A 13162-nucleotide genomic window follows, 5' to 3' on the forward strand; every position below is an offset into this window, starting at 1 on the left:
CATTTCTTGTCAGCAGGTGACTTTCATTGAAACTAATTTATTCATCTTCCAATAATCGGACATTTATTTTATTTTTTCGACTCGTATCGGAAATCAAACGGTGAAGCTGGATAAAAGTAAGTCCATTTTTATAGGTTGCTTTAATTTTATCAGCGCGGACAGGGAAGGGTAGTGAAATTTCCCGTTCGAAAACTCCTTGCAGAATCTCTTCTTTAATAACGGAGCCACTCGCATGTTGAAGATCAATCGTTCCTCGAAGTTCCAATGTCGCATAGTCAACGTAAATATTAAGCTGATTCAAATCATTCAAACCGGGTATATTTACAATACACATTATTTCATTTTCCGTTTGATACATATTGATTTGTGGAATTGTTGGCTTGATGATCCCATCGAATTCATTCCAAAAGTTCTCCCCAAAAAATTTGTCGAGATTCTTTTTCCAATCAGTCATTTGCTTAAATTGATCCATATGATCACCTCGTGTTATGTCAGTAAAAAGTGTAACTGAAACCTAACGCTAGCTTCTATACGATATGCCCAGATAGAAAATTTGGTGAACCATATTGGAAAATTGTTTTTTATAGACTTGGGGTACTTAGAGCTTTAATGAAAGCATTTTAGTGACAAATCAAGATAAGAATGGAATATGATTTCATTGTTTTCTTTTCAACTCTTATCTATTTGCTGTATGCTAATAGGGAACATACCTAAGGAGGAATCAGATTGTTAAGTAATGCTTTAGTAATGGTAATGATTATTTTTGCCGTCAATGTTGTGTACGTCTCACTGTCGACAGTGAGAATGATATTGACATTAAAAGGACGCACATATATTGCTGCATTTGTAAGTCTGTTTGAGATCACCGTTTACATCGTCGGTTTAGGTCTCGTGTTAGATAACTTAAATGAAGTTCAGAATCTGATTGCATATGCTTTAGGTTTTGGAACGGGATTAATCATTGGTTCATTTATAGAAGAAAAACTTGCATTAGGCTACATCACCGTAAACGTTGTTTCTAGCAACCCAGACTTGAAATTCACTAAGAAAATCCGCGAAAAAGGATATGGTGTTACGAGCTGGTCTTCTTACGGGATGGACGGAGACCGCCTATCAATGGAAATATTAACACCTCGAAGATACGAGTTAAGACTATATCAAACGATTCAAGAAATCGATCCAAAAGCATTTATTATTTCCTATGAACCGAAGCGGATTCACGGTGGGTTCTGGGTGAAACAAGTGCGTAAAGGGAAATTAATGCATCCGAAGAAAAAGGTTAAGGACAAGCAAGAGAATAGTGAAAGTACTAAGAAGGAATAGATCTATTGATCTGTTCTTTCTTTCAATTAAGAAAAAGCATAAAGGTAATATTTTCCCGAATTACATGATAAAATGGTAGAAAATTAAGATAGTTACAGGGAGAGATAGTGAATGAGGTATATCCCAATCATTCAAAGCCAGTTAGCCCCGCCCCCAGTCAGAAATCGGTTCATCCAAAGAAGTAAGTTGAATAAGAAATTAATGACTATATCAAACTATCCATTAACATTACTATATGCTGGGGCAGGATATGGAAAAAGTACAGCATTAGCGTTGTTTTTACATGATAATAATAATAAAGCATGCTGGTACTCTATTTCGCAAAATGACGATGATTTAATGCCTTTTCTAACCAAATTAATTCATGCGATTCGGCAAAAGTATCCTGAATTTGGCCGGACAATCCAACATGAATTGGAGCGTCAAGAGAACTATATTACTACCGAGGAAATTTATTCTTTAGCAACTTCTTTTGTAAATGATGCTCTAACATGTGAAGATGAATTGACAATCGTTTTAGATGATTTTCATCATGTGTTAAATTCCAGTGAAATCGAAAAGTGGATGTTATTTTTATTCGAACATATTCCAGTGAATCTCCATCTAATTGTATCGAGTAGGAAGCGGCCTAAATGGGAAGTTCTTCCTAAACTAAAAGGACAAGGTGATTTGTTGGAAATTTCTTATTTAGACTTAGTTCTATCCCCTGATGAGATGGCGTATATGCTGGAAGAAAAATATGAAGTAAACATAACGAAGGAAGAAGTAAGCAGAATGTATCAACTAACAGAGGGCTGGGCAATTGCTTTTAATATGCTCGTACAACAAATCAATACAGGGACGACCATGAAGGCGATTATGCAAAATCAAAAGCGGTCTTTAAGGGATTTATTTGATTACTTAGCGGCGGAAGTATTGTCAAAGCAATCGTTGATTATTCAACAGTTTTTAATGCAGTCCAGTGTGCTCGATGTATTGTCGCCAAAAGTATGTGATTCTGTATTACAAATTCAAGGATCTGGAGAAATTCTACATGGTTTAGTTGAACAGAATTTATTTATTGTTGAAGGAGATTATCATCATTTTCATTATCATGCATTATTCAAGACTTTTTTGGAAAATCATTTAATGAGAAATTATGAAAACGAATTCATAGACTTGCATATTCGAGCAGCACAACATTTTGAAAAACAAGATGATAATGAAGCTGCACTATATCACTATGAGAAAGCAGGTGATTATAATAAGTTTGCCCTTTTGCTGAATAAGCATGGTTTAACAATTCTTCAATCTGGAAGGCTGCAAACATTGTATGATTTACTTTTAGCCCTGCCAAATGAGAATAAACAGCAGTATCCGGTTTTATACTTTTATCAAGGAGAGATTGAGCGTTACCGTTCGCTTTATGACCAAGCGATTGCAAACTATGAAACGATTATTAACCTGCAGCCGAAAGAAAATCGTGAAGGTGATTATTTAACGAGTCTCGCTTTAGAGGGAATGGCACGCATATACCTTGATACGATTCAGCCAGATATGGCAGAGCGCTATGTCAATCAGGCAATCCAGTTACGGGGACAGTCTGCTGCCAGCAAAGAAGAAATGGCGAAGTTATACGTTCTTATGGCGGAAAACTTATTAAATTCTGGACAAGCAAAGAAGGCAGAGGCTTGGTATGACCGTGCCAAAAAGCTAAACTTACCGCTGGAAGAAAGCAATTTGCAATCGCGAATTTATTTACGTACCGGAAGACTAGCAAAAGCAAAGGAAATATTACTTTTATATAAACGTGATGCTGGGGAAGTGAACAGAAGGCATCTTTCACAATCTCATCGGGAAACCGATATTATTCTGTCAATTATTGAAGCATTCATGGGCAATGCTGAAGAAAGTAAAAAATTTGCTGAAAGTGGAATTCAATTAGGATTATCGATACAATCTCCGTTTGTCGAGGCTTGTGGCTGGATGCGGTTGGGACATGGGGTGCAATTACTTGATCGATACGATACGAAGCTTGCTGCACAATGTTATGAGACGGCATTAGAAATAATGGAAAAGATCAACGTTTCCAGGGGAAAAGCAGAGCCATATATGGGGCTTTCCCTGCTTAATGGAAAGAACCAAGTGTTTGAACAGGCGATGAAACATGCGAGCAGTGGGTTAATAGAAACGGAAAAAGTGAAGGATCGCTGGCTTAGTGCGCTCATTAAATTATCAATTGGAATTACGGAAGTTTATCAACAACATTATGATAAAGCAGCAGAAATCATAAAACTGGTTGAATCAGAATTGTCCATATGTGGGGATCGCTATGGGCTGATGGTGGCCTCCTTCTGGTCTGCATATATTTCCTATGAACAAGGGCTGATGGCTAGATTTGAGCAGGAAATGGGGACTTTTCTTGGAGCAATCCAAACAGAGGAATATGAATTTTTTTTGAAAAAGCGAACAACCTTTGGACCAATTGATATGCAAAATATTATTCCAATGTTATTAAAAGCAAAACAGCTAGATATAAAGCCTACTTATCTAAGTCGATTACTTTATGAACTTGGACTTGATGCTACGATGAAAAATCATCCAGGTTATACGATGGTTATTCATACGCTAGGGCGACTAAATGTATGGATTGGGACGAAACAAATCGAGCCGCAACAATGGCAACGTGAGAAAGCAAAGGAGTTATTTGAGTTATTCCTTACTAATCGCAATAAATTATTAGTAAAAGAAGAAATCTTCCAATCCTTATGGCCTGAACAGGATGAAAATGCGGCTAATAAAAACTTTAAGGTCGCACTGAATGCATTATACAAGGCGATAGAACCACATAGAAAGGCGAGGGAAGAATCGTTTTTTATTTTAAGAAAAGGGAGCAGTTATGGAATAAATCCTAATGCAGGTTTTGAGCTTGATAGTATGCAGTTTGAGGAGTTGATTGCGAAAGGCCTGAGGGAGAAGGACAGCAAGCGGGCAAAGGAATTACTTGAAAAAGGCTTGAAACTCTATCAAGGTGATTATTTGGCAGATCTCCGGTTCGTTAGCTGGTGTACCCATGAGCGAGAAAGGCTGCAGCTTATATTTTTACGGGGAGCCGAAAAGCTCGCACAAGTTGCAGTGCGACTCGCGGATTTTAATTTATGTATGCATTGGTGTGAGCGGATATTATCAATTGATAACACATGGGAAGAGGCTTATCGCCTAATAATGTACCATTATTATCAGAACAACAATCGTCCACAAGCAATAAAATGGTATGAGAAATGCTTGAATGTACTTGCAGACGAGCTTGGCGTTGGACCGATGGAATCGACAAAGGACATGTATCGTTTGATTATGGAGTCTGAGGAATTGGATTCGTATAGATGATCCCCCTTAATTTATTGGATCGAGGGGGATTATCTATTATACTTCATGTTGAAGTATCGCCATTTATCGTTACTTTAGGTGGAAAAATCACTTTTTCTATAGCTATGTTACTAACTCCTTGCAACGGTATTACCTTCATTTAATTATGTCCAACTATTTGGTGTGGTACATATGGCTCTTCTAGAAATGCAACTTCTTCAGTTGTTAACTTAACTGTTAGAGCACCAGCAGCATCTTCGAGATGAGAGATTTTTGTCGCCCCGATAATAGGAGAGGTTACTGGTTCTTTCTGTAACAACCAGGCGAGTGCGATATGGCTACGCGGGACACCATATTTCTCTGCGATAGCTGCAACCCGTTCTACAACCAATTGATCAGCATCAGCGGTCCCATCATATTTAGACTTTTGAACTTGATCGGTTTCTGAACGATAAGTTGATTCCGACCAATCACGCGTCAATCTTCCTGATGCGAGCGGGCTATAGGGTGTTACACCAATTCCTTCATCCTTACAAAGTGGTAACATTTCTCGCTCCTCTTCACGGTAAATGAGGTTTAAATGATTCTGCATTGATACAAACTTAGTCCAACCATTTTTCTCGGCTACATGTAATGCTTTTTGGAACTGCCATGCATACATGGACGAGGCACCAATGTATCTTGCCTTACCAGATTTCACAACATCATGTAATGCTTCCATCGTTTCTTCGATAGGGGTATTGTAATCCCAACGGTGGATAATATAAAGGTCTATATAATCAGTTTCCAACCTCATAAGACTTTTATCGATTTCACTCATAATTGCTTTTCTGGAAAGTCCAGATCCGTTTGGACCCTCATGCATTTGTCCGTGTAATTTAGTCGCTACTACAACTTCGTCACGATTCGCATATTCCTTAAGAGCTCGTCCAAGGTATTCCTCACTTGTACCGAGAGAGTACACATTTGCCGTATCAAAAAAGTTAATTCCCAACTCGAGTGCTTTTTTTATTACGGGTCGAGATTCTGCTTCATTAAGTACCCATTTATGAATCCATTTGCTAGCATCCCCAAAACCCATACACCCCAGACATAGTCGAGATACATCTAAGCCTGTGTTACCAAGTTTTACATATTCCATGTTAATCATCCTCATTTTTAAATATATTGTTATTAATTCAATAACTAAATTCATTATATTGAAAAGGTTTTTTATTGATTGCAAATCAGGTTGAGCAGTTCAGCTGCAGTCCATGCTTTTACCACTACAAATCCAGAAAAAATTCTGCAAGTGCTTCTAGTATACAGAGCGTTACTTAAAACAAATCAAGACCAACATCATTGATAAGCAAGCTTTTATCATGAAAGATAAACCTTATCCTCAGCTACTTAATATTATAAGATCTTAACTTAGCAATATGTTCATCTGTTCTATTTCCGTGAATCTTTATTTTTGACAACTGTGATTCAATTTTCTCAAATTCTTCATTTGTTAAAATTACGTCAGATGCACCGAGGCTTTCTTTAATTCGTTCGATTTTTCTAGAACTACTTCTAAATTCCTTAATTTTCCTTTTTCATAGTATCCCTCCCAGTACTTGGACTTTTACGAATACATATATTATTTAAACTAATTATATAATTTCAGTTTACACCTAAAGTAAGTCCTTTTACAATGAAACGCCACTTTTGATAAAAAATCCAAAAGGGATAAAACGGTACAACTTTATTTGGCTTTAACTGCTCTCTGTCTTTTAGAAAGAGAGCAATCTACCAATCTAAAAAAATATCTAAATAGTCATTGCTAATCTTCAAACTATTATATATAATTTAAAACTGAGAGGTGATTCATATGTCAGTTTCAAAGGAAACGCAATTAACTTCTAAGGGAATGAAAACGAGGCAGAAGATTTTGGATACTGCAGAAGAAATATTTGGAGAAAAGGGATATTTTGAAACATCGATTGTTGATATAACCGTGAAGGCTGGTGTTGCTCAAGGGACATATTATAATTATTTCCCTACCAAAAAATCTATTTATGATGAACTAGTGCGTCAGCTAAGTTCGAGCCTGCGCTATGAAATTAAAGTAGCAATGGAGGTGGAGACGAGTTTCTATGATAGGCAGCGGGCGGGATTTCTTGCATTTTTTGAATGGGTGTTAAGTCACCGTAATTTATATAGTATCGTACAGCAATCAGTATTGGTGGACAAGGAATTGTATCGCTGGTATTACGAGAAAATAGCTGCTGGGTTTATCAAGTCTATTGAGATGGCTGTAGATAAGAGGGAATGTAAGCCACTCAATCCAGAAACCGTCGCTTATTGCTTGATGGGGGTTGGACAGTTTATCGGAATGCGCTGGGTGCTTTGGGAAGATCAAGCAGTGCCTGAAGAAGTTTTTGAGGAAGCGATGCAAGTAATCTTTCGTGGTATAAACTTAAGTGAGGTGAAATAATTGGAGCAGATTGCATATTGGATTCATAAACGAGCGGATATTACTCCTAATCGAATGGCGTTAATTACAGAGAGAAGCGAAGATACGTATGAGATGCTTTCAAGCAAGGTCAATAATATGGCTGCCTTTTTGCAAAATGAATGCCAATTAAAAAAGGGAGATCGGGTCGCAATCCTTTCGCAAAATAGTGCGGAATATATGATTAGCTATTTTGCAATTGCGCAGCTAGGATTGGTTGCTGTTCCGTTAAATATTCGTCTCACTGCTACAGAATTGGCATTTCAAATCAACGATAGTGGTGCAAAGACGATTCTCTTCGAGACAGAAACATCTGAATTGTATCGGGAAATATGTAATCATGTTTATTTTGTAAACGCTTACTTAATGGAAAAGATAGGAAAAGCTACTGAAAAAAATGTGAGACACGTTGCGGTTGATGCAGCAAACGATGCTTATATTATTTGTTACACATCTGGGACAACAGGGAGACCAAAAGGAGCTGTACTAACGCAGGAGAATATGTTCTGGAATGCGATAAATTGTCAATATGCCCTTGATATTACATCAATGGACAATACAATCGTTCTTTTGCCTTTATTTCATATTGGTGGGATTGGATTATTTGCCTTTCCAACACTACTTACGGGTGGAACCGTCATTATTCCGAAGAAATTTGATTCGGCCAAGGCAATTAACATCATCGAGGAGTATGGTGTAACGATTGTGATGGGCGTGCCAACAATCCATGAAGCAATCCGCAAGAACCCTAATTTTGATACGGCAAATTTTCAGTCGGTCAGGTGGTTCTACAGTGGAGGTGCCCCATGTCCGAAAGAGTTAATCAATCAATATTTAGCGCGCGGACTGCCATTTGGGCAGGGAATGGGGATGACAGAGACAGCTCCAACGATCTTCATGCTCTCTAGAGAGGATTACAAGTATAAAGTTGGTTCAATTGGGAAGCCAGCCATGTTTTGCGATATTAAAATTGTCGATCAAGCAGGGCTGCCAGTTAAAAAGGGTGAAATCGGTGAGTTGCTCATAAAAGGACCGAACGTTATGAAAGAATATTGGGGACTACCAGACAAAACAAAGGAAGCAATTCGTGATGGCTGGTTCCACTCTGGGGACTTGATGAGGGAGGATGAAGACGGGTTTATCTACGTTGCTGGAAGGAAGAAGGACATGATCATTTCTGGTGGAGAAAATATTTATCCACTAGAAGTTGAGCAAGTTATAAACGAGTTACCAGAAATAAATGAGGTTGCTGTCATTGGAATCACAGATGAAAAATGGGGAGAAATTCCCGTTGCATATCTCTCATTAAATAATGGCAGTACGAAAAGTGAAGAAGAAATAAAAAGCTATTGTCAGAAAAGATTAGCAAAATACAAAATCCCAAAGAATATCTTCATCCTTGATGAGCTTCCTAAAAATGCGACAGGGAAGATTGATAAGTCTAGGATTTTGGAATTTCAAATGAAGTCACTAGAGAAGGAAAGTAATTTATCCCGCAACCGGCAGTAACGACCCCATTTCAAGAATTCGAAATGAATTAACGAATTGTAAATGGGGGATTAACGGAAAGTAAAAGTCCGATTCGTTCAACTTACATTAGTGGAGGATGCAGAAAATCCCCAACGAATGAAGTTTCACTTTATTTGGGAGGTGTATCAAATGGAATTCACAATTGGTCAGTCCGCTAGTTTTACCAGAACCGTGACAGAGACAGATTTTATCTTATTCGCTGGATTAAGTGGTGATTATAACCCAATCCATGTTGATAAGGAATACGCAAAACAAACTTTTTTTGGTGAAAGGATTAGCCATGGTCTGCTAACTGCAAGCTTCCTTTCGAGATTATTAGGCATGCATTTGCCTGGACCTGGATCTATCTATGTTTCACAAACCTTGTATTTTACAAAGCCAGTTTATATCGGTGACACGATTACAGCACAGGCAGAAGTGATTAAAATAGATAAAGAAAATCGAATGTTAACGTTGAAAACGACATGTGTCAATCAAGCGGGAAACATCGTATTAGATGGTGAAGGTGTCATGAAACTACCGAAGAAGGAGAATAGTAGATGATAGGAATTCAGGCAACTAGTATTTATGAACCGGAAAGAATAGAAACAGCAGCAGAACTAGCGCGTAAAACTGCGATTCCAGAGCACGTCATTATTGAGAAATTTGGTCTCTATGAAAAACGAATTGCCACTGACCGAGAGCACGCATCTGATTTAGCAATTGCTGCTGGGAAAAAGATTTTACAGGAAATAGATCCAATGACAATTGATGTAGTTATTTACTTTGGTAGCCCTTTCAAAGATTATCAGGTTTGGACGGCATCTTCGAAAATACAGTATGAGTTAGGAACGTTTAATGCATATGCATTTGAAATGATGAATGTTAGCTCTTGTTTTCCGCTAGCGGTAAAAGTAGCGAAAGACATGCTTCGTTCAGATGAGGAGCTAAACAATATCCTACTTGTTGGTGGCTCAAAGGAATCAATGCTTATCAATTATGAAAATCCCCGCTCACGATTTATGTTCAATTTTGCGGACGGCGGAGCGGCAGCACTGATTACGAGGCAGGCGACAAAGAGCGAAATACTAGGCTCATCGATTATTACAGATGGTTCATTTAGTCAAGAAGTACTTGTCCCTGGTGGGGGATCAGTAAATCCAGTGAGTAGAAAAGTCGTGGAAGAGAACATGCAGTTTATAGATGTGCCCAATCCAATCAATATGAAGGAGCGGCTCGACCCCGTATCAATTCCAAATTTTACTAAAGTAATCAATCAATCTCTTGAAAAGAGTGGATTAGGACTTGAACATTTAAAGCTGCTTTTGCCGCTTCATACGAAAAAATCAATGTTTAAGTCGCTGTGTGAAAACGTTGGGATAAAAGAGGAACAAGCGATTTACTTAACACATCACGGGCATATGTCTGCACTGGATCCATGCTATGGTCTGCACCTTGCTGAGAAAAATAGCGTACTTGAAAGAGGAGACATTGCTGTACTAGTCTCTGCTGGAACAGGCTACACATGGGCAGCAACTGCGATACGATGGTTCGGATAAGGTCTTGTAACTTCCTTGTAACTACTAAAATATATGATTGCCTTAGTAAAATATTCAGAAATTAAGGGGGCAAAATGAAATGAAGTTATTTCGTGTATTAAGTATACTTCTTGCATTATTCGTGTTTGGAATTTTAGCAGCATGTAGTGATAGCGATAGTACATCAGGGGATTCAGAGGATAACACGAGCAGTTCAAATGAGTCAGAAGAAGCAACTGCAGAAACAGGGGAGACAATTAAAATTGGTGTCCTTGCATCATTAACAGGTGCGCTTGAGTCTTATGGCGATCAGACGAAAAAAGGATTTGAGCTAGGAATAGAATATGCAACAGATGGAACGATGGAAGTTGCTGGGAAGAAAATTGAATATATTTTTAAAGATACAGAAACAGATCCAACGGTAGCAAGACAAGCGGCAATCAGCTTGCTTGAAGATGAAGAAGTTGATTTTCTTGTTGGCTCTTCAAGTTCAGGTGACACGTTAGCTGTCACGCCACTTGCTGAGGAATATGAGAAGATTATCGTCGTTGAACCAGCGGCAGCAGATAGTATTACGGGATCAGAATACAATGATTATGTTTTCCGAACTGCAAGAAACTCATCACAGGATGCATTTGCGGCAGCTGCAGCGGTAGCTGGCGAGGGAGTAAAAATCGCAACACTTGCACCCGATTATTCATTCGGACATGATGGTGCGAAGGCATTCATTAGTGCAGCAGAATCATTAGGTGCAGAGCTTGTGCATGAAGAATATGCAGATCAAGCTGCAACAGATTTTACAGCAAATATCCAGAAGATCATTGAAAAGAAACCAGATTATCTTTATGTAGTATGGGCAGGAGCAAATACCCCTTGGAATCAAATTGTTGACATGAAAGTAGAGGATCACGGAATTAAAGTGACAACGGGGGTAGCAGATATTGCAACACTGCCAACAATGACTGCGTTAACGGGAATGGAAGGGTTTACATTGTATTATCATACACTTCCGGATAATGAAGTGAATGACTGGTTAGTAGAGCAGCATAAAAGTAAATATGATGGTGCAGTTCCAGATCTATTCACTGCTGGTGGGATGAGTGCCGCACTTGCTATTGTTGAAGCACTAAAACAAACAGACGGTGACACAAATACAGATACATTAATCGAAACAATGGAGGGGATGAGCTTTGAAACGCCGAAGGGAACGATGACATTCCGTGAGGAGGACCATCAGGCGCTTCAAGAAATGTATTCTGTGACCTTGGAAGAAAGCGATGAATTTGACTATCCAGTTCCGGTATTAAAACGTGCGCTAACGCCAGAAGAAACGGCACCGCCAATTATGAATCAATAAGAGAATCAGGATAATACTCATGGCAGATAGGAGAGTATAATGCTTTCCTATCTGCAAAAATGTAGGCAGCTCTGTCACATGAAGAAGGCGTGGCATAGCCCATCGTTTTAACGTGTAAGGTTGTAAAGTTGCAAAGGAGGAAGAATGTGGAAGCGATATTAGAGACGAAAGACTTATCGATTGCCTTTGGCGGACATGTTGCAGTAAATGGTGTATCTGTAAAAATAACGGAGAAAAAATTCACCTCTATTATTGGACCAAATGGAGCAGGAAAGACCACTTTTTTTAACCTGCTTAGCGGGCAGCTAACGCCAACACATGGAACAATCTATTTCAAGGGAAGAGACATTACGAAACTGTCTACTACTAATCGGACCCGCTTAGGAATTGGTAGATCCTTTCAAATTACGAATGTATTCCCCAATCTAACCGTGCATGAAAATGTTCGCTTAGCGGTGCAATCGCAAGCGAATGTTCGATATCAAATGCTAGCTCACTTTAACCATTATAAGCAATTTAAAGAAAAAGCAAACGAATTATTGGAACTCGTTTTTCTCGATGATAAGGCTAATTCACTTGCAGTTAATCTAGCCCATGGAGAAAAGCGTAAATTAGAGATTGCAATGCTTCTAGCTTTAGAGACAGAGATTTTGCTGCTCGATGAGCCGACAGCAGGCATGTCTTTAGAAGAAGTTCCAGCGATCATTGATGTCATTAAGAAAATTAAAGGTCAGGAAGATCGGACGATTGTTCTAATCGAACACAAGATGGATATGATCTTGGGGATGTCTGACGAGGTGCTTGTATTATTTCATGGCGAATTAATTGCACAGGGAACGCCTGAAGAAATGATTGAAAATGAAACCGTTCAATCCGCGTATTTGGGAGGTCAATATGATGAGCAGCTTACTTAGATTAAATCAGGTAGAGGCGTTTATCCAGAAGTTTCATATTTTACATGACATCTCATTCGAAGTCCCAAAAGGAGAAGTTACGGTATTGCTTGGGAGAAATGGTGCAGGGAAAACGACGACATTAAGAACGATTATGGGACTGAACAAGGTGTCGAAAGGTTCGATTAACTTTCAAGGTGAGGAAATCGGCAATTTGCTGACACATCGAATTGCAAACAAGGGAATTGGATTCGTGCCAGAGGAGCAAGGAATTTTCGGTGAGTTAACAGTAGGTGAAAATATGAGAGTCGCCATGAAGAAAGAGGATGAGCAAACAACGAAACGGATGGAATGGGTGCTCGACCTATTTCCAGATTTAAAAAAGTTTTGGAAAAAGCCTGGAGGCGCACTTAGTGGTGGTCAAAAACAAATGTTAGCAATTGCCCGGGCATATGTTAATGAAAATGAACTCCTTCTCATTGATGAGCCAAGTAAGGGTCTAGCACCAATTATTGTTGATAAAGTAACCGAATCCATCCAACAAATGAAAGAGCAAACAACAATTTTATTAGTCGAACAGAATTTTTTAATGGCAAGTAAGATTGGAAAAAAATTTTACATTATTGATGACGGCAGGACCGTTCATAGTGGGCAAATGGATGAACTAAAAGAAGATAAGGTATTAATGAAAAAATATCTCGGTATTTCTTAGGGGGGAAGT

At 38.6% G+C, this 13162-nt stretch carries 11 protein-coding genes; 9 read left to right on the forward strand and 2 right to left on the reverse strand.

Annotated features, from left to right (window positions below; translation table 11 throughout):
* Positions 1-37 precede the first annotated feature (37 nt).
* Positions 38-472: an Hsp20/alpha crystallin family protein gene (locus CWR45_RS09035; protein WP_115749539.1), complete on the reverse strand. Its 435-nt coding sequence runs from the start codon at positions 470-472 to the stop codon at positions 38-40.
* A gap of 254 nt (positions 473-726) precedes the next feature.
* Here CWR45_RS09035 and CWR45_RS09040 point away from each other — a divergent pair, with 254 nt between their 5' ends.
* Together CWR45_RS09040 and CWR45_RS09045 are read left to right on the forward strand one after the other, a co-directional pair.
* Entirely contained in the window at positions 727-1323 is a 597-nt protein-coding gene (locus CWR45_RS09040; RefSeq protein WP_115749540.1) for a DUF2179 domain-containing protein, read from the forward strand.
* A 111-nt stretch (positions 1324-1434) separates the two neighbouring features.
* The gene (locus tag CWR45_RS09045) at positions 1435-4689 is read left to right on the forward strand and encodes an AfsR/SARP family transcriptional regulator (RefSeq protein WP_115749541.1); all 3255 of its coding nucleotides are present in this window, start codon (positions 1435-1437) and stop codon (positions 4687-4689) included.
* Between the two features lie 139 nt (positions 4690-4828).
* On the opposite strand, the gene CWR45_RS09050 is transcribed toward CWR45_RS09045, so the two are convergent.
* Entirely contained in the window at positions 4829-5809 is a 981-nt protein-coding gene (locus CWR45_RS09050; RefSeq protein ID WP_115749542.1) for an aldo/keto reductase, read from the reverse strand.
* A gap of 711 nt (positions 5810-6520) precedes the next feature.
* On the opposite strand from CWR45_RS09050, the gene CWR45_RS09055 reads away from it, so the two are divergent.
* The 7 genes from CWR45_RS09055 to CWR45_RS09085 all read left to right on the forward strand — a co-directional run bounded on the left by CWR45_RS09055 (position 6521) and on the right by CWR45_RS09085 (position 13153).
* Positions 6521-7126 carry a TetR/AcrR family transcriptional regulator gene (locus tag CWR45_RS09055; RefSeq protein ID WP_115749543.1) on the forward strand — a complete coding sequence of 202 codons (606 nt, stop codon included), beginning with the start codon at positions 6521-6523 and terminating at the stop codon, positions 7124-7126.
* Entirely contained in the window at positions 7127-8653 is a 1527-nt protein-coding gene (gene menE / locus CWR45_RS09060) for an o-succinylbenzoate--CoA ligase (protein WP_115749544.1), read from the forward strand.
* Between the two features lie 150 nt (positions 8654-8803).
* A complete protein-coding gene (locus CWR45_RS09065; protein WP_115749545.1) occupies positions 8804-9217 on the forward strand; it encodes a MaoC family dehydratase in 414 nt (137 codons plus the stop codon).
* Positions 9214-10212 (forward strand): 3-oxoacyl-ACP synthase, encoded by a 999-nt coding sequence (locus CWR45_RS09070; protein ID WP_115749546.1) that lies wholly within the window; start codon positions 9214-9216, stop codon positions 10210-10212. The genes CWR45_RS09065 and CWR45_RS09070 overlap by 4 nt, the downstream gene beginning before the upstream one ends.
* 79 nt (positions 10213-10291) lie before the next feature.
* On the forward strand, positions 10292-11548 hold the full coding sequence (locus CWR45_RS09075) for a substrate-binding domain-containing protein (RefSeq protein WP_115749547.1): 1257 nt from the start codon (positions 10292-10294) through the stop codon (positions 11546-11548).
* A gap of 146 nt (positions 11549-11694) precedes the next feature.
* Positions 11695-12462 carry an ABC transporter ATP-binding protein gene (locus CWR45_RS09080; protein ID WP_115749548.1) on the forward strand — a complete coding sequence of 256 codons (768 nt, stop codon included), beginning with the start codon at positions 11695-11697 and terminating at the stop codon, positions 12460-12462.
* Positions 12446-13153: an ABC transporter ATP-binding protein gene (locus CWR45_RS09085; RefSeq protein ID WP_115749549.1), complete on the forward strand. Its 708-nt coding sequence runs from the start codon at positions 12446-12448 to the stop codon at positions 13151-13153. The genes CWR45_RS09080 and CWR45_RS09085 overlap by 17 nt, the downstream gene beginning before the upstream one ends.
* Positions 13154-13162: the final 9 nt, after the last annotated feature.

This window comes from Oceanobacillus chungangensis, assembly GCF_003369565.1.
Taxonomy (GTDB): domain Bacteria; phylum Bacillota; class Bacilli; order Bacillales; family Amphibacillaceae; genus Oceanobacillus; species Oceanobacillus chungangensis.

Excerpts from the sequence above, each read along its gene's own strand:
- CWR45_RS09035 (WP_115749539.1), bottom strand. The coding sequence starts at position 472 with ATGGATCAATTTAAGCAAATGACTGATTGGAAAAAGAATCTCGACAAA.
- CWR45_RS09045 (WP_115749541.1), top strand. The coding sequence starts at position 1,435 with ATGAGGTATATCCCAATCATTCAAAGCCAGTTAGCCCCGCCCCCAGTC.
- CWR45_RS09050 (WP_115749542.1), bottom strand. The coding sequence starts at position 5,809 with ATGGAATATGTAAAACTTGGTAACACAGGCTTAGATGTATCTCGACTA.
- CWR45_RS09055 (WP_115749543.1), top strand. The coding sequence starts at position 6,521 with ATGTCAGTTTCAAAGGAAACGCAATTAACTTCTAAGGGAATGAAAACG.
- CWR45_RS09065 (WP_115749545.1), top strand. The coding sequence starts at position 8,804 with ATGGAATTCACAATTGGTCAGTCCGCTAGTTTTACCAGAACCGTGACA.
- CWR45_RS09070 (WP_115749546.1), top strand. The coding sequence starts at position 9,214 with ATGATAGGAATTCAGGCAACTAGTATTTATGAACCGGAAAGAATAGAA.
- CWR45_RS09075 (WP_115749547.1), top strand. The coding sequence starts at position 10,292 with ATGAAGTTATTTCGTGTATTAAGTATACTTCTTGCATTATTCGTGTTT.
- CWR45_RS09085 (WP_115749549.1), top strand. The coding sequence starts at position 12,446 with ATGAGCAGCTTACTTAGATTAAATCAGGTAGAGGCGTTTATCCAGAAG.